This window comes from Roseibium aggregatum IAM 12614 (assembly GCF_000168975.1).
Lineage (GTDB): Bacteria > Pseudomonadota > Alphaproteobacteria > Rhizobiales > Stappiaceae > Roseibium > Roseibium aggregatum.
The window spans coordinates 250,936-272,453 of the sequence record NZ_AAUW01000008.1 but is presented as its reverse complement, the minus strand read 5'-3'; the positions used below and the strand labels follow the sequence as shown (position 1 = coordinate 272,453).

The following is a 21,518-nucleotide window of genomic DNA, read 5'->3' as shown; positions in this document are numbered from 1 at the left end:
ATCTGATTTTATCTTACGTTTGCGTCAATTTGTTTCTTGGGCAAAACCAATTCCGGTCACACAAGTGCCTCACTTCCAGCCGTTGTCGGGTTGTCTTCATTTTTCAGACAAAGGGGTCTTCTGTTGACCAAACTGATTGCAGCCTTGCGCAAAGTCTTTTCCGTTCGCAGCTTGCGCTGTTTGCCACCACTTTTAGCAGCGGTTTCCGCCGCGACCCTCCCTCACGCCGCCCTGGCCGAGATCAAGCATTATCTCTACACAAGTGAGGGTGCGTTTTCCCAGACACAGAAACTGCTGGACAACCCTCAGATTTCCGGCGTTCAGATCCTCTATAACTGGCGAATGCTCGAACCTGAAAAAGGGCGCTATGATTTCTCGGCAATCGAACGGGACCTGGCCGTTGCCGAGAAATCTGGGAAGGCTTTCTTTCTGCAGCTTCAGGACCGCTTTTTCTGGGAAGGCGCCCGCTACGTGCCGGACTATCTTCTCGAGGACCCTGTCTATGCAGGAGGCCTGGCCCGTCAGGTCGATGACAGCGAGGCAAAGGACCCGAAGCCGGAAGGCTGGGTGGCAATTCAGTGGAACGAAGCCGTACGCGGGCGGTTTCAGGCCCTTCTGAGCGCTCTGGCGGAAAATTTCGACGGCCGCATCGAAGGCCTCAATCTGCCGGAAAGCTCCGTGAACATCGACGGACGCAAGGACAAGACAGGCTTCACCTGCGATGCCTATTTCAATGCGACCCTGGAGAACATGGCCTTTGCCCGAAACGCCTTCCAGAAATCGCAGGTGGTGCAATACGTCAACTTCTGGCCTTGCGAATGGGAAAACAGCGAAGGCTATATGCAGCGCAGCTTCGAGACGGCGGCAGAACTCGGCATCGGCCTGGGCGGGCCGGACATCGTTCCAAACCGGAAGGCGCAGATGAAGAACGCCTACCCGTTCTTCCACGAGTACCAGGACAAATTGCCGGTGATCGCCATGGCGATCCAGGAACCAACCCTGAAATACGTCAATCCGGAAACTGGCAAGACCTTTACCCGGTCGGAATTTATCGAGTTTGCCAGCGGATATCTCGGGGTCGACATCATCTTCTGGAGCGCGTCTGCACCCTGGCTGCAGTGATGCGCCTGACGCGGTTGCGGATCTCCCGCAGGTCGTGATCCGTTCTGAATGAAAAGCTCTCGCTTCTGGCCGCAGACAGAAGCGAGAGCTTTGTTTTGTAGCTCAAAGGCAAACTCTAGCCGCGCCGGCGGCCCCTGCGCCGTCCGGAACCCGATCCGTCGTTTTCTGCGCGGGCTGCATCGGCTTCCTTGTTCGGTGGGGACACAAGCGGGCCGATTTCGGCAATGACCTCATCAAGCGTGGGCCGGACACCTGCCTGATGCGCATCGACCGCCGCACGCATTGCCGCAAGATGGACCGGCGACGTGCCGCAGCAACCTCCGACAATCCGCGCGCCCGCATCAAGTGCCATATGCGCGTATTTGGCCATCAGTTCCGGGGTGCCCGTGTAGATCACCTCATCGCCCTTGATCTGAGGGATGCCGCAGTTGGCTTTCGCAACGACGATGGCATCCGGATAGGCTTCGGTGATGTCCATGATGGCCGCCAGCAGATCCGAGGCTCCGACCCCGCAATTGGACCCGATTGCAACAGGCGTACAGGCAAATTGCGCCTGAAGGTCACCCAAGCCTTTGGGGGACAGGCCCATCATCGTCTTGCCAGCCGTGTCGAAACTTGCGGTAATAACCAGCGGCACGTCGAAATTCTGCGCAGCTTCCGCAGCCGCCTTCATTTCTTCAACGGCAGACATGGTTTCCACCCACAGAATGTCGGCGCCACCTTCGACAAGCCCTGCCATCTGCTCCTTGAAGGCAGCCACACCCTCTTCGTAGCTGAGTGCGCCGAGAGGTTGAAAAAGCTCTCCCGTCGGTCCGACAGATCCGCCGATCAGAACCGTGCGCCCCGAGGCTTCCGCAACATCTCGCGCCAGTTTTACGGCGGCAATATTGAGTTCCCTGACGCGATCTTCCGCCTTATGGAGCTTCAGCCGATGACGATTGCAGCCGAAAGTGTTCGTCAGAATGATATCGGATCCGGCATCGACAAAGGACTTGTGAAGCGCGGTGATCTTTTCCGGTTCGTCTGTGTTCCACAGTTCCGGTGCATCACCGGAAACCAGGCCCATTTCAAACAAATTGGTTCCGGTTGCACCGTCGGCAAGCAACGCTCCCCTTTCGGCAAGAAGCTCTTCAAGCTTGGACATTCAGTCGTCTTTCGTCTTGTTGGTGTGGTTTGTACCCGATACGGGGCTTGTTCCTGCAATATCAGACCACGGAAGGAAATCCATACGCAGCCTTTTCTTCCAAAGCGCCCGGTCCCGAACGCGATCGCCGGGTGAGCCTTTTACAGCGGATCGCTCCGCTGAAACGGTGGCCGAGACGTGTCTGAAGTAAACCGTCTTCCCGCGCCTCTCTGCCGTTTCCGAAATCACTTTTCAGGGTGCGAAGTCAATGGACTTTCCAGTCAAAATGAAGCAACAAAGCGCCATGACGCTTTTACGGTATTGCGCGACGGTTATGGAGCCGGGTTGTCAGGGCTCCTGAGAAAGACTAAGCGCAACCAAACTCATCTTGGGAGCATAAGATGTCAGACGCCGCCCCATCTGGCCGTCGAGGAAGAAGCGCACGCCGCGAACGCCGGCAAGCCGGCCCCGCCAGCCTGGCCATTCCATATATCTCGCGCAATATTCCGAACTTCGACATTCTGAGCGACGAAGGCGCGGAACGTATCGAAGCCAATACCGACCGAATCCTTGCCGAAATCGGCCTCGAATTCCGGGACGATCCGGAAGTCATCGGCATCTGGAAGGAAGCTGGTGCCGAAGTCGACGGCGAACGTGTCCGCTTCCCGAAAGGCATGCTGCAGGAGCTGGTGAAGACGGCTCCCTCGCAATTCACCCAGCACGCACGCAATCCTGCCCGCAACGTTGAGATCGGCGGCAACAATCTTGTCTTCGCACCGGTCTACGGTCCCCCCTTCGTCACCGATCTCGACAAGGGCCGGCGGTATGGCACGATTGAAGATTTTCGCAACTTCGTGAAACTCGCCTATATGTCGCCCTGGATGCACCATTCCGGGGGCACCGTTTGCGAACCTGTCGACCTGCCGGTCAACAAGCGGCATTTCGATATGGTCTATTCCCATATCAAATACTCCGACAAACCGTTCATGGGCTCGGTCACCGCGCCGGAGCGCGCCGAAGACTCCGTCAAGATGGCGCAGATCACCTTCGGAGAGGAGTTCGTCGACCAGAATTGCGTCATGATCCAGTTGATCAACGCCAATTCGCCTCTGGTCTACGATGCGACCATGCTTGGCGCTCTCAAGGTCTACGCCCGGCACAATCAGGCTTGTATCGTTTCACCGTTCATCCTGGCAGGCGCCATGAGCCCGGTTACGGTCGCCGGCACACTGTCGCAGGTACTGGCCGAAGCCCTGGCAGGCTGTGCGCTGACCCAGTTGATTCGTCCCGGTGCCCCGGTTGTTTTCGGTGCGTTTGTCAGCTCGATTTCCATGCAGTCCGGCGCTCCGACCTTCGGCAGCCCGGAAGGCTCCCTGCTTCTCAACGGTGCTGCCAAACTCGCCCGCAGGCTAAACCTGCCGTTCCGTTCGGGCGGTTCGTTCACAGCCTCGAAGACGCCGGATGCCCAATCCGCGCAGGAATCGGCCCAGACCATTCTGGCCACGCTGCAATCGGGTGTGAATTTCTGTCTGCATGCGGCCGGCTGGCTGGAAGGCGGTCTGTGTTCGTCTTACGAAAAATTCGTGATGGATGCGGACCAGCTCGGCATGATGCATGTCCTGGCCAAGGGCATCGAGATTTCCGATGAAACCCTTGCGATGGACGCACTTCAGGAAGTTGGTCCGGGCGGTCACTTCCTTGGGGCCGCGCACACGCAGCGTAATTTCGAGAGCGCTTTCTTCAGGTCCTCCATCGCGGACAACAACTCCTACGAGCAATGGCTTGCCGACGGGCAACTGAATGCCGCGCAACGGGCCAACGCCCGCTGGAAGGAACAGTTGGCGGGCTATACCGGCCCTGAACTGGACCCTGCCATTGACGAGGCCCTGATAGCGTTCATGACCGAGCGCAAAGCCTCCTTCCCAGACAGCAACGTCTGATACTCTGCTCAATAAACCAGCAACGCCCCGCGATTTCGCGGGGCGTTTGTTTTCATGGTGAATTTCTAAATTTGCTCTTGCAAAGCTGCCACGCTTTTTAACAACACTCAGAAGAACTACGTTTTTTTATGTATGTAGCCTTTTCCAGCAATTCTGCATGGGATAAAGGTTGCCAAACCCTGCGTTCGCAAGGTAGCTGGAAACGCTGTTTGGCATGGGATAAGCTTACGCAAGGCAGCACTGGGACTGGGTCGCGCCGGTCTTCGAATTATCTCGAGGGAGCTTGCACGAATGACTGTTTACAATTTTTAAGTTTCCTCATGTAACTCAATAGCTTGACTGTTCCTAACTAATAAAAACAGGTTGTTCTGTGGCGTCGCTTACATCAAACATCGATATTCTTGGTTATTCTACTCGGCTTCCCGGCGCCAATGATTCTGCCGAATTCTGGTCGCTATTGAAAAACGGCAAATGTGCTGTCACAACCGTATCCAATGACCGCTGGCCCCTTGCCCGGTTCGGCCATCCGGTTCAAAGCACCTCGGGCAAGAGCTACACCTGGGCCGCCGGACAGCTTGACGACGTCTGGGGATTTGACCCGTCATTTTTCGGCGTCTCCCCGCGTGAAGCCGTGCAGATGGATCCGCAGCAGCGCCTGCTGCTGCAGCTGGTCTGGGAAGCTCTCGAGCACGCGAACATCCGTCCGAGCGACCTGGCAGGATCAAATACCGGCGTCTATGTAGGTGCGTCCTCGCTGGATTACCACCATCGCTTCCTGGTCGATCCGGCCATGGCCGACATGCAGTTCATGACCGGCAACACACTGTCGATCGTTTCCAACCGTATTTCCTACATCTATGACCTTCGTGGCCCGAGCTTCACGGTCGACACCGCCTGCTCCTCGTCCATCGTTGCCCTGCACGAAGCGGTTTCCGCCATTGAGTCCGGTCAGATAGACACCGCCATCGTCTGCGGCGTCAGTCTTCTGCTCAGCCCTTTTGCCTTCGTCGGCTTCTCCCGCGCCACGATGCTGTCTCCGACCGGCCTCTGCCAGGCATTCGATGCCAATGGTGATGGTTACGTTCGCTCGGAAGGCGGTGCAGTTGTTGTTCTGCGCTCCGCCCGTGCGGGCATCCCGGAAGGCGCAAAAAGCCACGGCAAGCTTCTGGCAACCGGCATCAACGCAGACGGCCGAACCGTCGGTTTGTCGCTGCCCTCCCCGTACGCGCAGGCAGATCTTCTGCGCGAAATTTACGAAGGCCTGGAAATCAATCCGGAGGACCTCGCCTTCGTTGAGGCACACGGCACGGGCACCCGCGTTGGTGATCCTGCGGAAGCCGATGCACTTGGCAAGGTTATCGGCCAGAAGCGCGAAAAGGCATTGCCCATCGGGTCCGTCAAGACCAATGTCGGACACCTTGAGCCTGTTTCGGGCCTCGTCGGTCTTCTGAAGGCGCTCATGGCTCTGCGGGAAGATCTGCTGCCGCAATCGCTACACTTCAGGACTCCCAACCCGGATATTCCCTTTGACGAGTTGAACCTCAAGGTCGCCGGCGAAAATATAACTCTTGAGCGCGACGGCAGCCGCAGACTTGCAGGGGTCAACTCCTTCGGCTTTGGCGGGACCAATGCGCACGCCGTTATCGGCGATCCGGATCCCGTTTCCAGCGCAGATTCGGCAGCGCCGGTCGAAGCGCCTCTCGTGATCAGTGCCCGGTCCAAGGAAGCCTTGCAGCAACTTGCCGGAAAATTCGCCGACCGTCTGGACAGCGAAGCGGATGAAACCGCGGGGAACGTCATTGCCTCGAGCGCTCATGGCCGCGATCTGCTGTCCGAGCGTCTGGTCGTGCTCGGCAAGACGAAAGCAGAGAAACTCGACGCGCTGCGTTCGTTTGCAGAAACCGGCGAAGAAAACACCGATCTCGTCTCTGGCAGCGTCATCAAGGCAAATGCGAAGGTCGGATTTGTCTTTTCCGGGAACGGCTCTCAATGGGCAGGCATGGGCCAGGAAGCCTATCAGGCTGACACCGCCTTCCGGACTGCTTTCGACAAGGTCGACAAGATCTTCATGGGTCTGAGCGGATGGTCTCTCGTCACGACGCTTTTTGCAGAAGACCTTGAAGCCGATCTCGAGCGCTCCGAAATCGCCCAGCCGCTTCTGTTCGCAATCCAGGTCGGGATTGTGGAATCCCTGCGCCAGCGGGGCATTACCGCAGCCGGTACAGCGGGCCATTCGGTCGGTGAAGTCGCCGCTGCCTGGTGTGCTGGTGCTCTGGACCTCGAACAGGCGGTACGCGTCATCCGTGCCCGTTCCAGTGAACAGGAAGTCGTTCGCGACCTTGGTTCGATGGCGGCCCTGCTTCTGCCGGCGGATCAGGCGATTGCCGCAATCAAGGAAAGCGGTCTGCCCAAGCTTGAACTTGCCGCAGACAACAGCCCCCGCAGCGTCACCATTTCCGGCGACAGCGAAAGCCTTGACGCCTTCGCAAAATTTGCCCGCAAGAAAAAGTGGGCCATGCGCCGCCTCAACCTGGCGTACCCCTTCCACAGTGCCTTGGTCGACCCGATCGAGAAGCCACTTCTTACGGCATTGGAAGGCCTTTCGCCCACCACCGCTTTCCTGCCGTTTTACTCGACCGTCACGCCGGATGAGCGCGATGTGCGCGTCGATGCCGAATACTGGTGGCACAACGTTCGTCAGCCTGTACGCTTTGCTACCGCTATGGAAAACATGGCAGCAGATGATTTCTCCGTCCTGATCGAGATCGGCCCGAAGCCTGTCCTTGGCACCTATGTGAACGATGTTCTCCGGGCGAAGGGCAAGAAGGCCAAGGTTCTGGAAACCCTGAAAGAGCCCTCCAAGAAGGCGGTTGCGAGCGAAGGCAATCCGCTTGATCGGATCGCGGCGTCCGTTCTCGCCCATGGCGGTCAGACCGATCTGGTCCGGTTCGTCGGGGAACGGCCTGGCCATCTGGCTCCGCTGCCGTCCTATCCCTGGCAAAATTCCGAGTATCGCCCGGAAAACAGCCCCGAGCGCGTCGATTTCATGTTCGGTCAGACCTGGCCGTTGCTCGGATACCGGCTGCGTCAGGATACGGCCGAGTGGTTCAGCCATATCGACAGCGGCGCCCTCCCCTTCCTGCAGGATCACAAGGTCGAGGAAAGCATCGTCTTTCCGGCTGCGGGCTACATCGAGATGAGTCTGCGCGCCGCGCTCCGCTGGAGCCGGAGCGACCAGATCGAACTGCGTGATTTCGACATTCTGCGCCCGCTGGTGATCGAAGGCGACGAAGTGTGGGAGACCCAGGTCCGCATTTCGCCAGACGACCATGTGATCGAGATCCTGTCGCGTCCGCGCCTGTCCGACAACGACTGGTCATTGAACGCCCGTGGAACGTTCCTGACGCCCTCGACGACATCCAGAATCCCGTGGGTGAAGACAAGTGATTGCGTCGTTTCGGAACTCGATCACGAGACGCTTTATACGGTCACCAAGAGCTTCGGTCTTAACTACGGGCCGGCTTTCCGCCGCGCGGAAAAAGTCGTCAAACACTCGGACACAAGCGCGACCGTCACGCTGCTGCCGCAGGACGAGTGCCTTGCCGATTACGAGTTCTCTCTTTGCCCGACCCTGGTGGATGCCGGTTTCCACGGCCTGTTTGCGTTGCTGGACGGCGTCAAGGACGTACCGCAAAACACCTCCTTCCTGCCGATCCGTCTGGGCACCTTGCGTCTTCTGGCACCGGAAACTCTTCCGGCTTCCGTGCGCATTGAGGTGACCAAGGCCTCGCCGCGTTCGATCGAGGCAAGCTTCGAGTTCCTGGATGCCGAAGGCCTGACAATCGCCCGCCTCACCAAGACCCGCTTCAAAGCAGTGACCCTTGGTCAGGACACGCGCCCCGACGATCTGGTCTACCGACAGATTGCAACACTTCTCCCCGCACAGGACCGCGTTTCCCCGCTTCAGGAGACCTTCGAAGGTCTGCCCGCATTGGCCGGCAACCTAGATCTGCTGGGCTCGGACGATCAGGAACTCGATGACAGCAGGGTTCTCATCGAAGCTCTTGGACGAACGATTGCGCACAAGGCTCTTTTCGATCTCTTTGCGGATCGACAGGTTGATTTGGGCGCGCTTGTCGAGGCTGGAGAGTTGCACGAAAGCGCGATCCCTCTGGCAGCAAGCCTCTTCGGCTGGCTGGTCGAGAGCGGTGTCTGCACGGAAAGCGACGATGGCTTCGAGCTTACGGACCCGTCCGGCAATCCGGATGCATCTGAGCTTCTGCAAGCCCTGACCGATGGTGGCGGCGAACATATTGCCGAAGCAGCCTTGCTCGCCCGTCTTTGGACCGGGTTGCCAGATATTCTCAAATTTGGTCTGCAAGAAGCTTCCGGCAAGGAATATTCTTCAAGCCTGTTCGAGGCTTACCGCACGTCGTCTCCGGCGAAGCGCGCGCTCTCGTCCGCCTTGCAAGCGGGCGTAGAAAGCCTGATCGACGGCTGGCCGAGTGACCAGGCACTCAGAGTGCTTCTGGTTGGTGCCAGCAGCGGAGTCGCGGCGGCGATCGACGCGGTGCTTGATCCCACCTACATGGCGCTGACGGTGACAGACGCCACTTCGTCTGCAGTCGGACGCGGCGAGCGGCTTTGGCAGGGCAGCTCGGCGACCGAATTTGTCGAGCCGGGAGAGACTTCTTTCACCTTCGACCGGCATTTCGACATCGTTTTGTTCGACACGTCTCTTGCCGAAATCGATGCCGACACGCTGAAGCGTTTCACGAAATCCATCGTCCCCGGCGGGCTTGTGCTGGGCGCAGAACCGCTGCCGCACCCGCTCACCGACCTTATCATGGGGGTCGGCTCTTCCTGGTGGGACGAAGGCGCAACTGCCGAATTCCCGATTTCCAAGCAGCAGGCTGACTGGACCAAGGCCCTGGAAACTGCCGGCCTGACAGACGTTCAGACCGTACCACTCAAGAGCGCATTGATCGAAGCTGATCTCATCTGCGCACGTGCTGGCGAGCGTGTCGAGGAAGCGACGGACAACACCGGCGAGGAAGCACCCGAAGCTGAGGCCGAGGAGAAGAAGTATCTGCTCCTGACCAGCTCCGAGGGTGCGTCTCACCGCCTCGCAGAAGGCCTTAAGGCTTGTCTGAACCGAAAAGGTCATGCGGCAACCCTTCTGGTTCCAGGCGAAGTTACCGAACAGCTCGGCGACGACATCTGGAGCGTTGCGCTTGGCGATAAGGGCGACGCCCACGCGCAAGACGAAGCGCTCAACGCGCTCGTAGCTGAACACAATGGCCGTGTCGTTCATCTGCTCGGCGCATATGCCGCTCCGGCTGATGCTCTCGCCTCTGTCGATAGCCGTGCCTTCAGCCTGATGACCTTGCTCAAGGCGCTGGGTCCAAATGGTGGTGAATTCACGCTTCTGGCTCCTGCCGGTGCCCAGGATATTGCCGGCGGCAAACCCGCCGCTCCCGAGCAGGCCGGTATCTGGGCGTTCGGCCGTGTGGTCATGAACGAATACCCGGACGCGAACCTGAAGCTGATCGACGTTTCGCCGGATCTGGAACCGGGGATAGCCGCGGCCCGTGTGGCCGACGAGATCCTGGTGGCCAATTGCGAACGGGAAATCGTTCTCGACAGCAAGACGCGCTCCGGCATCCGCCTTGTCAAAGGTGGTGTCCTTTCAAGCGTTACGTTGCCGGAAGGCGCGAAACCGGCCATGCGGCTGGATATCCTGCGCCAGGGTTCCCTGGACCAGCTCGCCTGGCACGCAGTTGAGCGCAAGCCGCTTGAAGGCAAGGATGTGGAAATCGCCGTTGAAGCCAGCGGTCTCAATTTCCGCGATGTTATGTGGGCACTTGGCCTGCTGCCGGAAGAAGCCCTCGAGGATGGCTTTGCAGGACCGACACTGGGCATGGAATGCTGCGGTCATGTTGTCGGCTGCGGGCCGGACGTGACCCGGTTCCGGCCGGGCGACAAGGTCATTACCTTCGCTCCGGCCTGCTTTGCCTCTCATGTCACGGTCGACGAAAGCGGCTGTGCGCCGATGCCGAGCACGGTTTCCGCAGAAGAAGCCGCTACCATCCCGGTTACCTTCCTCACGGCCTATTATGCCCTTGTGCATCTGGCAGCGCTCTCCGAGGGTGAGACAGTCCTGATCCACGGCGGCGCCGGTGGTGTCGGCCTGGCGGCTTTGCAGATCGCCAAGTGGCGCGGTGCAAAAATCATCGCCACAGCCGGCTCGGAAGACAAGCGCAACACGCTGAAACTGCTTGGGGCCGACGTTGTTCTGGATTCCCGGAGCCTGGCGTTCGTTGATGCTGTCATGGAGGAAACGTCCGGCGAAGGCGTCGATGTGGTTCTCAACTCGCTGTTTGGCGAGGCCATGGAACGCAGCATCGAGGTTTTGAAACCGTTCGGCCGCTTCCTGGAACTGGGCAAACGCGACTATTACGGCAACACCCGGATCGGTCTGCGTCCGTTCCGTCAGAACCTGACTTACTTCGGTATCGACGCCGACCAGCTTCTGACGCGCCAACCGAAGCTGGCCGTCGATCTGTTCGTCAAGCTTGTCGAGCTCTTCGAAGCCGGAACGCTGCGGCCCTTGCCGCATCGCCTCTTTGAAGCTGCAGATGTGGTCGATGCGTTCCGCCTGATGCAGCAGGCCGGACATATCGGCAAGATCGTCATCCGCCCGCCGGCAGTTCCCGAAAACGTTCCGACCAAGCGTGAAATCTCGTTTGACGGTGACGCTGTCTATCTCGTTGCCGGTGGTTTCGGTGGCTTCGGTGCCGCACTGCTTCATCGCCTTGCCGATCACGGCGCCAAGTCGCTTGCGGTTCTCAGCCGCCGCGGCGCTTCCAGCGAAGAGGCTCAAGAAGTCATTGGGCAACTGTCCAAGCGCGGTGTCTCCATCAAGGGGTACGCTTGCGACATCACGGACGAAGCTGCCGTCAAGAAAGCGCTTTCGGAAATCCGGACAGAAGGACGCCCGATCAAAGGCGTGTTCCACACCGCAATGGTGCTGAATGACGTTTTGATCGCCAACATGGATCACGATGGCCTGACGAGAGTGCTGGCACCCAAGGTGCGTGGTGCGGAGCTTCTGGACAGGCTGACGGCCGACGATCCGCTCGACCACTTCGTGCTGTATTCCTCCGCTACGACGCTTGTCGGCAATCCTGGTCAGGCCAACTATGTTGCCGCCAACGGCTACCTGGAAGGGCTTGCACGCAAACGCCGCGCCGAAGGCCGACCAGCGCTTGCCGTTGCCTGGGGAGCGATCTCCGACGCCGGCTATCTTGCCCGCAACGAAGATGTCAACGAGATGCTGTCCCGCAAGCTCGGACGCCACGCCCTGACCGCCAAGGAAGCGCTCGATGGCCTGATGGCGCTTATGGTGCAGCCGTCACAGGAAGACACCGGCCTTGCCGCCCTGGGCTATGCACGTATCGATTGGCAGGCAGCGCGGAAAGATCTGGCTCTCGTAGGAACGCCTCTTGTCGGCCTGCTTGGTCTTGGCGACGAGGACGAGACCGGTGCGGACGGAGCGATCAACCTGGCAGCCATGCTCGAAGGCATGGATCAGGTCACCGCCGCTCAGACAGTTGCAAAGCTTCTGGCTGCAGAAATCGGCAAGATCCTGCGGATTGCTCCCGAGGAAATTGATCCGCACAAGCCGCTGTCCGATATCGGCATGGATTCGCTGATGGCTCTCGAACTGCGCATGAGTGCGGAACGGCAGCTTGGGATCGACATTCCGTTGATGTCTCTGGCGAACGGCGCAACTCTGATCGACTTGTCTGGCCGAGTTGCCAACCGGGTTCTGGGCGAAGAAAATGCCTCCGGAATTTCGGATGAGGCACAGCAGCTTGCCAGCCTGCATGTGGATGACCAGCGTCAGGAAACGGAAGACCTTTCCGATATCGCCACTGAAGTTGAGAACAAGAGCCGCGAACTTGGTTCTTTCCTGTAAGCGGCCTCATAAAAGGATAAACTGGTATGGCCGCTGATGATCGCGCCAAGCTGATGGACAGCTTGAAAGCCAACCGCCGTTCAGCGCGCGGACGGACGGCGTCTTCGACGTCGCGCCCGCAACCAGCGCCGAAGCGCAAGGTCTATGACTTCAAGGAGCTTCCGCAGGTCAAGCAGTTGCAAATGCACCGGGCTGCGGCAGACATGATGGGAATTGAAAACCCGTTCTTCCGCCCCCACGACGGGCTTGCTGCGGGAACCAGTTTCATAAACGGCAGCAACTACGACAATTTCGCGTCCTACAACTATCTTGGCCTTAACGGGCATCCCAAAGTCAACGAAGCTGCAAAAGCCTATGTCGATAAGTTCGGCACAAGCGTTTCCGCAAGCCGGATCGTTGCTGGCGAGCGGCCCTTCCATGCAGAGCTTGAAGCAACACTGGCCAAAATCCACGGTGTTGAATCAGCGATCGTGATGGTGTCCGGGCATGCCACCAACGTCACGACAATTGGCCATCTGGTAAACAAAGGCGATCTGGTTCTGACCGATTCCTTTGTCCACAATTCCATCGCCGAAGGCGTTCGCCTGTCCGGCGCCACCCGCATGAATTTTCCGCATGATGACCTCGATGCATTGGAAAAGATGCTCGCAGATCATCGGCACAAGTTCGACAAGGTGCTGGTCGTCGTGGAAGGTCTCTATTCGATGGATGGAGATTTCCCGGATCTGAAACGTGTGGTGAAGCTCAAACAGGCGTATGACGCCTGGCTGATGGTCGATGAAGCACATTCCATCGGCGTTCTCGGCAAGACCGGCAAGGGCATTGCCGAACATTTCGGAATAGACCCGACGGAAGTCGAGATCTGGATGGGCACCCTCTCCAAGACTTTCTCGTCCTGTGGCGGCTATATCGCCGGGTCAAAGGTCCTGTGCGACTATCTCAAGGTGTCGGCTCCGGGCTTCGTATTTTCCGTCGGCCTTTCCGCCGCGCTCGCCGGGGCGGCCATTGCCTCTGCCGAACTGCTTGAGCAGGAGCCTGAGAGGGTGGAAAAACTGCAGAAGAATGGTGCACTCTTTCTGAAGCTCGCCAAGGAAGCCGGACTGAACACCGGCCCCAGTGCAGGCTATGCGGTCGTTCCGGTTATCGTTGGCGATTCTGCAAGTGCGGCAACGCTTTCCAATCGTTTGCTCGCAAAGGGAATCAACGCTCTTCCGATCATTTTCCCGGCGGTTCCGGAGAAATCCGCGCGAATTCGGTTCTTCATCACGAGCGAACACACGGAAGACCAGATCCGTCGTGCCGTTGAAACCACTGCTTCGGAACTGGACGCGATGCGTGCAGACGGAACGGCCGTCGACAGGCTGATCAAGGCGACACGCTAATCTTGCAGGAGTTAGAACTCCTGGCGCAATTCCCGGACACGGCGTCTTTGTCGTGTCCGGACGGATCCGGAGACTACTTGTCCGAACCTTCCCGGTAGCGCGGGTCCTGATCAATCGTCACGTCAAAACCGCCCATGAACAGATCGCCGATCTTCGTCGGCAGCAGGTTTTGAAGCCGGATTCCCCAGGCAAGCAAAAACGGAAATGCGTAAAATGGCTTGCGACAGTCAATGGCCCGCCGCATCAAAGTTGCAGCTTTCGAGGCCGGCATTTCAAAAGGTTTTGCGCCCTTGTGGCGGGCGGACATTGGTGACGTCACAAAACCGGGGCAGATGATCGTCACGGAGACACCGAAGGGCTTCAACCAGCCGCGCAGGGAATGGCCGTAGCCAATAAGCGCCGCCTTGGAGGCACTGTAGCTTGGCATATCCGGCAAGGCACGCATTCCGGCAAGTGAGGAAATGAGCACCAGCTGTCCCTTGCGGCGTTTCTGCATCCCATCGACGACCCCGGAGATGGTGTTGACCACGCCGCGATAGTTCACATCGATCTGCCGATCGCTGTCTGCGTCCGATTCCCGCGTCCGGTCCGGACCAAGCCCTGCCGTAACGCCGGCATTTGCAATGACCAGATCCAGTGGATGCCGTTTTTCCAGATCGCTCAGGTAGCCGTGAAGTGCGTCGCGATCACGAATGTCGACAGCGTTGATCTCTCCGTCGGCTCCAAGCGTCCGGATTTCCTTCAGAAGCGCTTCAAGCCGGGTTTGGTCACGTGCAATCAGGGCGAAATATATGCCAGGGCCAGCGAATTCACGCGCAAGCGCCTGTCCTATGCCTCCGCTGGCACCGGTCAACACGATGACCTTCTGCGTTTCGCCTGCCATTCTCGCCTCTCCCGTAAGGGTTAGATTCCAAGTTTTCTGCCCAGCCAAGACGAATGCCGCTTGATCGAGGTCACAAGAAGATGCCGCTTGTCCGTCCTCTGCTCAGCAAGTCTCGTTACCAGAAATTCAGGGGTGCAAGGCAACAAGGACACCGGATCGATTGTGCGGGCGTATTTTACAAGCGCCAGATAGACGAGTTCAGGCAAGGTGCGGCTCCTGCCTCTGCCCTCAATTTCCGTCAGGTCTTGGCAAAGCCCCCAACCTGCATAAAAGGGCGCTCCATGAACGCACACCTTCTTGCCTCTCAAAAGGGCTTCGAAGCCGGATAAAGACGAAAAGGTTTCAAGGGTGTCCACAGCCTCGATGAGATCGATGATATTTGCATCTTCGGCGATGTCATCGGCGTATTGCAAGGCGGTCTCGCGGGGCACCCGCCCCTTGCGCAAACCTGTTTCGACATCGGGATGTGGCTTGAATACCAGAAACGCGTCCGGGTGACGGTCTCGCGCAAGACGCAACAGGTCAAGATTGACGTTCGGCGTGTTGGCGCAGTCGATTGTTGCTGACCTGGATTTCCTGATAGCCGCATCGTCAGCTACCTGACCCGGCACCAGGATCTTTTCCCTGCCAGCCGGATAGGCAAACTTCTGCGATTTGCCGAAGTTGTATTTCGAAACCCGAGCGCGAATGATGAGGTCGATCAGTGCTTCGCCCCGCCGTCGCTCGGCAGGCGAAAGCTCGTATTCCTTCAGCAGACCTTCCAGCCGGCTGGGCCGTGAGGGGTCATAATAGATCCCGAGGTCGTCGACCGCCAGCATTGCGCCCCTCGCAAGGCCTGCTCCAAGACCGACAGATCGCAAGAAACCATCCTCTATGCGAGACAGCGGCACTGCATTGCGTTTGCAAAGCGCCTCGAAGGTCGTATCGGTTCGGCCAGCCCAGGAGTATATGCGCCCACCGTCGGTTCGGGCAGCTGAGACGGCGGCCTCTTGGGTATCATGAAATGTGACAGCACCGCCTTTTCCGGAAAAGGTGGCATTGATGGAGGGATGGTTCCAATACTGCGCGCCGTAGCAATGCCCGGGCACAGAATTGTCCTGCCAGTGCTCCTGCATCAGCGTGAAGATCTCTATCGCTTCATCAGGGCGCAGAAGATCGTTGGTATAAGGAGAGAACCAGGCGGTCCGGCACGAGAGAACCCAGTTCAACAGCCTGTCGATGGTTATCTGCTCACGAGCTGCCTTCTCCAGAAGTTCGGTCCAGAACGTCCCCCCCTCTGATTGCCCTTCTCCGCCAGCCAGTATCTTCTCCAGAATTACACCATCGCCTCCTAGCCTGCCGGTTTCGCCCGCCGCAGCGCAGGAAAGCGAACGCTCGCGCCAAGTCCCAGTGAAATCGCAGACCGACGTGTTGTTCTCGTCTGATTTATTGAACTGCCGAAGCAATTCATCACAGGCAATGCTCGTCAGAGACCGGCCTTCCTGGTCTGAATCGTTCAGCGGCAATAGGATGAGGCTGGACGGCAGGCGACGGGCTTGATGCGGTGTCGGCCCCTCCAGGATCAGAAGAGCGCCGCCGGCATCAGAATTCGCCTTGCCGGGCAGATGAACATTCCTCAGCCACCTGGCTTCGAACGGTTTGCTGCCGATGCTCTCCACAAGTCGAGCCTCTACAGCCGCCTGCAGTCGGTCTGCCAATGGACGAAGGTCAGGGTCGACGATCCTGACCATCGATCCTTGCCGTTTCAACCAACCGATCATAACGGCACCCCGAGCGCACGCGCCCTTGCAAGCCTCGGTGGAGGATCGACATAGGAACCGAAGGAATTCAAGTCCCTTATGGCAACCTTGCGGGCAATGTTGTCCGCAGCAACCACCACACCTTCGGCATTGTGGATCGACCCACGAACCTGCGTCGAGGCAGCGAGGGCCTGAATGTATGCGGAAAGCAGATCGGTATCCGGATAGACCGGGTCATGCCAGAAGGTTGCAAGATCGCCCTGGTGGGTCAGGTCGGCTATATCGTAGTGGGCAGGCACCAGTGTCTTCACCGGCAGGCCTGCCTGCAAGGCTTCAAGTCCGGCGGTTGAATTCAGCGTCACGACACCCAATGCTTCTTCAAATGGCTTCGCGAGGCCTCCACCATCGAGAAAATGAACCCTGTCCCCGACGCCAAAGCGGTCCGCCAACCTTTTTGAAACGCCCGGCCAGTCTTCAAAGCCGACGTCGAGCGGGTGGCTTTTCAGAACAATATGGACGTCTTCCGGCGCCTCTTCGGCCAAGGATTGGAACACGATCTCGAGGACCTGCTCGAAACTGTCGAATGGCGAATGTCTGCGAAGCTGAAAATCTCCTTCAAGCTGCAATGGCAGCACATAATAACGAACCGCCTTTTCCCGCAAACTTGCAAGCAAGTGTTCCGCAGCCTGGTTTCTCCGTTTTTCCTTTAACAGCCTCACCGCCCCCCTCAAATATTCCTGAATGGGCGGATAGATCGTATGGCGCTGATAGGCAGGAAACAGAGGCTTCAGAAAAACATTGGTCAGATTGTAGACAACATCAGGTGCTGTCTGCAGCCAAAAGCTGGAAGGATACTTAGGTGTGAGATCCACCTGACCTGCGGCTTCGGCAATGCGCATTATTGAAACCGGATCGGAGGGGAAGTGACTGAGGGTGGAAAGCCCATTGCGCTCGAGCGTCATCCAACCGGGCCGCAAAGCCCCGAGCTCCGTGACGGCGACATAGACATCCTGCTGGATCGCTTTTTCGATTGCGACGCGATGGTAAAGGCGCTGATCTCCGTGAAGGACGAGATCGGTTATTCCGTGAGTGCGCAGATAGTCTTCTATGAAGGCCGGCCATTCGGTCGGCCGCCTCTTGAAGCTGACGCAACCCTTTCCATGCCAATGCAGCCAGTCACCGGCGCAGAAGTTGATCCGGTGAACACCGAAGCCCAAGGCTTCGAGGCGATCCCCTGTCAGCTTGTAGAGTGGAGATAAAGGTCCTTGCAGAAAAAGGACCTGTCTTTCAGCGTTCGAGCGAATTTCCGTTGCCGGAGAGTGCTCAGCCACGCCAGACATGCGTCCACCTTTCGGTTTTTCCGCGCCGCTCCAACTGTTCGGAAAAAGTTGTCGCGATCCCTCTCGCCTGTGCTTTTTGCAAGCGCGGCGGTGTTTCGCAGAAGGCTTGCGGCAGATTCACCGTATCGGCAATCATCCGCTCTGCCATAAGATCGGCAGCCGCTTCCCTTCCTTCCTTGGTGTAGAAACACCCCTTGACCTGAATGGACGCTGCGAGCAGCCGCTCAAGCGCATCCAGCAGCTCCTGATTCGGCATCGTCGGGTTCCGCCAGAACTCATCGAGAGGGTTCTGACACGTCAGGCCTGCGATGTCGTAAAGCGCGATCCCGAGGACCTTCGTGGGGCAATTCGCTCTGAGAGCGTGCAGACCTGTGGTGCTGTTGATTGTCAGAGAACCTGATGCGTGTTCCAGAAGTCGGTTCAGGTTGCCCCCATCCACGAGCAACACACGCTTTTTCACCCGGTACTTTTTGGCAAGCGTCCGCAGGATACGTCCCCAAGGCTCAATGCCATTGTCCAGAGGGTGCACCTTGAAAACCAGGCGTGCCGAGGACGGAGCGTTTCCGGCAAAGGACTTGATCACTTCTTCCGCGGCATCGGCGATATGGTCGTACTGGGAATTGTAGCGAAGCTGATAGTCGCTCTGGAGCTGAAGGGGAAAGACGTAATAGGGCAAGCCGGTTGCGATGATGTCGTCAATTACGTGGTGGGCATGCCTGTTCCGGCTCTTCGCCCGTGCGAACCGCGGAATGTTGCTCAGGTAATCGATCAGCGGGTGGTAAAGCTTGTCCCGGACATATCTCGGATATGACAACGCAAAGATCACGTTGGCCATATTGTAGGTTACCTCGTTCACCGCTTCGTTGATGAACGGGTATTTGTAGAGTGGCTGACGGTCGATGTCCGGAAGACTACTGCCCACATGCATGATGTGGTCCGGATCGTCCGGGAACCTGGAATGCGCGGACATTCCGCAATGTTCCAGCGTTATCCAGTCCGGGCGCAGATACCCGTTTTCGAAGGTCAGGCAGGTAATTCCGAGTTCGCCCCCCACTTCCGCCGCGGCCACGTGATAGGGCACGCGGTCCGCGTAATAAACGATGTGGGTGATCTTCTGTTCCTGGCAGTAGGCTCGCAGCCAGTCGGGCCAGTTGCGCAACGACCCTCTATAGGACGTACACCTGCGGTCGTGCCAAGCGATCCAGTCACCTGCACACAGGTTGACTCGGCGTGTCGACGCTCCCGCCTTTTCAAGACTGTCGGCAATGGTTCGCGCAAAAACACCAGGCGGCCCTTGCAGAAACAGCACCACCATTGAACTGACTGAAACCATGCAATCTGCCAACCTACCGGCTTTAACGGCCCATGTTGTTTATCTGAGCCGTTAAATCTTCGTACGGCAACTGTTAATCCGTGATGTTACTTACCACAGAGTAGTTGCTGATGAGCGGTGCGATGATTTGCAGGAACTTGCCAAGCTCAGCAGTCGGATGGTTCGAAACGAACAGGATGTCCTTGTCCCTCATTTCGAATTTCTGCGACATGAAGAAGCCCCTTGGGTCACGAAGGCTCAACTTGTAGACAACCGGTACGCTTTGCGTGCCTGTCAACTTGTCGGCAACAAGCGGCTTGAGCTTCCGAACCAGTGCCGCGTCCTCGAAGCGGAACAGGAAGACACCGTTGGCATCCGCACGGTCATCCCGCAGACCACCCACCGTTGCCAGGGCTTCGGCCATCGTCACCGTCTTTGTTTTGAACGGAACAAGCTGGTTCGCCTTGAGAGCTCCGAATGCAGAGAAGGTGCGCGGGCGGTGCGACAACAAAATATTGTCGTTCGGCGCGATCAGAACGTTGTTTTCCGGATAATCGATCAGGTCTTCCAGGCGGGTGGTGCCAGAACGGTTGCCACGCTTCAGGGTCACCACGGTTTCGTAGGTCGCATCACGCGCGCCGCCTGCTTGGGCGACGAGGTCGAGCAGGCGCGTATTTCTCAGTGGCAGCGGATAAACGCCCGGCTTTGCGACATCTCCTACGACAACAGCCGTGGAACTCAACTTGTCCCGCAACGAAATGAGAACCTGAGGTTCAACGGCCTTGCCGACGAGTTTCTGCTGCACCGACTGGCGCAGACCTTCGATACTCAGACCGGCAGCCCGGATACGACCGGCGTAGGGAACGAAGATATAGCCGCTCTCGTCAACGACGGAGGGAATGTTGCTCGATCCGCCACCGCCACTGCTGAAAAGGCCGTCGGGCGACGCTTCCCAGATTGTGACGTTCAACGTATCGCCAACGCCAAGAAGGGTTGAAGAACCACCACTCCCCACACCGTGGAACTGATTGGCGAACGCGAGCGGGCGATAACTCTTGATAGTGTCAATATTGGCGGGGTCAACAACGACGACAGTATAATCACCGGCCTGCGCGTTGTTCTCGACGTCTTGCGACGAAATATTTATTGCAGCCGGACCTTCGCCCGGCAGGGCGGAGCACCCAAACAGAACTCCGGCAGCCGCCAATACTGACAAAAAACGCATTAGTACCCAATCCACCCAAATTGCTGCCAAGTCTGGTAACACCCTCTTGCGAGGATGTCCAAGACGCATCGCAGCTTTCCCCGGGAGAAACCTCCCACCTGTGACTTTGCTGTAACACTACACCGGCTTTTCCTAGTGAATTGATAAAATTCCAATTTATCGTCTTCTGTTCGGCATGTGAGCGTCGATAATCGAAATCACCGTCCGAGCTTCCACCTTCTCTTTTCGGGGTATCTAATGACCGCAAGCAACCGGCACGACGACATTCAAAACATAAAAAAACTCTCGTCAGAATTGACAATCTGGCTCCGAGATTCGGCCCTGCCACTCTGGTCAACCGCAGGCCTCGACCAGCAAACCAACACCACTCTCGACGTCATCGACCCAAAGTCTCTGGCCGGACTTCCCGTTCCACGGCGCGCAAGGGTCGTGAACAGGCAGATCTATTCGTTTCTGGAAGGCAGAAAACTCGGATGGACCGGCCCGGCAGAAGAAACAGCGACTGCGCTTTTCGATTGGTACACTAACACGTTTCTGATGCCGGAAGGACATTACGCCGCCTGTGTCGACATCGACAACAAGGTCACCGATCCGAGCTTCGACCTCTACAATCAGTCATTCTCTCTTTTCGGCTTCTCGCAGATTGCTGCGAATGTACCGGCATGCACAGAGAGCGCTACAGAACATGCGGATAATTTGCTGCGCCACCTGATGACGACCTATCGCCATCCGGAAGCAGGTTTTCAGGAAGCCTCGCCGAGCCAGGTACCTCTGTGTTCAAATCCCCACATGCACATGTTCGAAGCATGCCTTGCGTGGGAAACCGTTTCGGAAAACGCCGGTTGGGCAGACCTGGCCGACGAAATTGCCGAACTCGCCCTGACACGCTTCATTGATCCGGTTTCCGGAGGGCTACGGGAATTCTTCAACGGCGACTGGACGCCGTTTGATGGGGACAAGGGCCGCGTCATGGAGCCTGGCCATCAGTTTGAATGGGCCTGGCTTCTGGCGAGATGGGGGCAGTCGCGAAAGGACGCAGGTGCCTTGATCGCGGCACGGCGCCTCTACGATATCGCCTGGACTTACGGGATAGACGAAAGCCGCGGCGTTGCCTTCATGGCTCTGAACGACGACTTTTCCGTCCGTGATCCGATGGCCCGCCTCTGGGGCCAGACGGAATGGATCAAGGCGGCGATCGCACTGGCAGAGGTTTCCACCGGCACGGAGCGGGATGCGTATCTTGCCGATATCCCGGAAGCCGTCCAGGCACTGCAGATCTACTTTGCGGGCGTTCCAGCCGGTCTCTGGCGGGACAAACTGGCACCTGACGGAACCTTTACCGATGAGGCGGCACCGGCAAGTTCGCTCTATCATATCGTCTGCGCGATTGCTGAACTCCACAACTTCTCGGAAACGCTTTGACCTGACCGGTCGCCTTTAACAACACACATGGCGAAACCAGAGCAGGAAA

The 21,518-nt window shown here is 58.0% G+C and carries 11 protein-coding genes; 5 read left to right on the top strand and 6 right to left on the bottom strand.

Translation table 11 applies throughout. The annotated features are described in order from the left end of the window. Positions 1-123 precede the first annotated feature (123 nt). Positions 124-1,122 carry a hypothetical protein gene (locus tag SIAM614_RS13120; RefSeq protein WP_006935149.1) on the top strand — a complete coding sequence of 333 codons (999 nt, stop codon included), beginning with the start codon at positions 124-126 and terminating at the stop codon, positions 1,120-1,122. A gap of 115 nt (positions 1,123-1,237) precedes the next feature. On the opposite strand, the gene bmt is transcribed toward SIAM614_RS13120, so the two are convergent. Then, positions 1,238-2,266 carry a betaine--homocysteine S-methyltransferase gene (gene bmt, locus SIAM614_RS13115; RefSeq protein WP_006935147.1) on the bottom strand — a complete coding sequence of 343 codons (1,029 nt, stop codon included), beginning with the start codon at positions 2,264-2,266 and terminating at the stop codon, positions 1,238-1,240. 380 nt (positions 2,267-2,646) lie between these two features. On the opposite strand from bmt, the gene SIAM614_RS13110 reads away from it, so the two are divergent. From SIAM614_RS13110 to SIAM614_RS13100, 3 genes are all read left to right on the top strand, one after another. Beyond that, the gene (locus tag SIAM614_RS13110) at positions 2,647-4,185 is read left to right on the top strand and encodes a trimethylamine methyltransferase family protein (protein WP_006935144.1); all 1,539 of its coding nucleotides are present in this window, start codon (positions 2,647-2,649) and stop codon (positions 4,183-4,185) included. A 370-nt stretch (positions 4,186-4,555) separates the two neighbouring features. Continuing rightward, positions 4,556-12,166, top strand: coding sequence for a type I polyketide synthase (locus SIAM614_RS13105; RefSeq protein WP_040440080.1), 7,611 nt, complete (start codon positions 4,556-4,558; stop codon positions 12,164-12,166). Between the two features lie 26 nt (positions 12,167-12,192). Then, entirely contained in the window at positions 12,193-13,548 is a 1,356-nt protein-coding gene (locus SIAM614_RS13100; protein WP_006935142.1) for an aminotransferase class I/II-fold pyridoxal phosphate-dependent enzyme, read from the top strand. A gap of 73 nt (positions 13,549-13,621) precedes the next feature. Here the strand turns inward: SIAM614_RS13100 and SIAM614_RS13095 are convergent, their stop codons facing one another. The 5 genes from SIAM614_RS13095 to SIAM614_RS13075 form a co-directional block, all read right to left on the bottom strand. Further along, positions 13,622-14,431, bottom strand: coding sequence for an SDR family NAD(P)-dependent oxidoreductase (locus SIAM614_RS13095; protein ID WP_006935140.1), 810 nt, complete (start codon positions 14,429-14,431; stop codon positions 13,622-13,624). Positions 14,432-14,451: 20 nt separating this feature from the next. After that, positions 14,452-16,191 carry a capsular polysaccharide export protein, LipB/KpsS family gene (locus SIAM614_RS30555; RefSeq protein ID WP_081455245.1) on the bottom strand — a complete coding sequence of 580 codons (1,740 nt, stop codon included), beginning with the start codon at positions 16,189-16,191 and terminating at the stop codon, positions 14,452-14,454. Continuing rightward, positions 16,188-17,510, bottom strand: a complete 1,323-nt coding sequence (locus SIAM614_RS13085; RefSeq protein ID WP_006935137.1) for a capsule biosynthesis protein — start codon at positions 17,508-17,510, stop codon at positions 16,188-16,190. The genes SIAM614_RS30555 and SIAM614_RS13085 overlap by 4 nt, the downstream gene beginning before the upstream one ends. After that, positions 17,494-18,843 (bottom strand): capsule biosynthesis protein, encoded by a 1,350-nt coding sequence (locus SIAM614_RS13080; RefSeq protein ID WP_040440078.1) that lies wholly within the window; start codon positions 18,841-18,843, stop codon positions 17,494-17,496. Before SIAM614_RS13080 ends, SIAM614_RS13085 begins: the two co-directional genes overlap by 17 nt. Positions 18,844-18,916: 73 nt before the next feature. Then, positions 18,917-20,116: an SLBB domain-containing protein gene (locus SIAM614_RS13075; protein WP_198137315.1), complete on the bottom strand. Its 1,200-nt coding sequence runs from the start codon at positions 20,114-20,116 to the stop codon at positions 18,917-18,919. A 168-nt stretch (positions 20,117-20,284) separates the two neighbouring features. On the opposite strand from SIAM614_RS13075, the gene SIAM614_RS13070 reads away from it, so the two are divergent. Then, positions 20,285-21,469 carry an AGE family epimerase/isomerase gene (locus SIAM614_RS13070; RefSeq protein ID WP_006935133.1) on the top strand — a complete coding sequence of 395 codons (1,185 nt, stop codon included), beginning with the start codon at positions 20,285-20,287 and terminating at the stop codon, positions 21,467-21,469. Positions 21,470-21,518: the final 49 nt, after the last annotated feature.

Bases quoted from the DNA above. Each gene is read 5' to 3' on its own strand.
- SIAM614_RS13080 (WP_040440078.1), bottom strand. From the start codon at position 18,843: ATGGTTTCAGTCAGTTCAATGGTGGTGCTGTTTCTGCAAGGGCCGCCT.
- SIAM614_RS30555 (WP_081455245.1), bottom strand. From the start codon at position 16,191: ATGATCGGTTGGTTGAAACGGCAAGGATCGATGGTCAGGATCGTCGAC.
- bmt (WP_006935147.1), bottom strand. From the start codon at position 2,266: ATGTCCAAGCTTGAAGAGCTTCTTGCCGAAAGGGGAGCGTTGCTTGCC.
- SIAM614_RS13070 (WP_006935133.1), top strand. From the start codon at position 20,285: ATGACCGCAAGCAACCGGCACGACGACATTCAAAACATAAAAAAACTC.
- SIAM614_RS13100 (WP_006935142.1), top strand. From the start codon at position 12,193: ATGGCCGCTGATGATCGCGCCAAGCTGATGGACAGCTTGAAAGCCAAC.
- SIAM614_RS13075 (WP_198137315.1), bottom strand. From the start codon at position 20,116: ATGCGTCTTGGACATCCTCGCAAGAGGGTGTTACCAGACTTGGCAGCA.
- SIAM614_RS13110 (WP_006935144.1), top strand. From the start codon at position 2,647: ATGTCAGACGCCGCCCCATCTGGCCGTCGAGGAAGAAGCGCACGCCGC.
- SIAM614_RS13095 (WP_006935140.1), bottom strand. From the start codon at position 14,431: ATGGCAGGCGAAACGCAGAAGGTCATCGTGTTGACCGGTGCCAGCGGA.
- SIAM614_RS13085 (WP_006935137.1), bottom strand. From the start codon at position 17,510: ATGTCTGGCGTGGCTGAGCACTCTCCGGCAACGGAAATTCGCTCGAAC.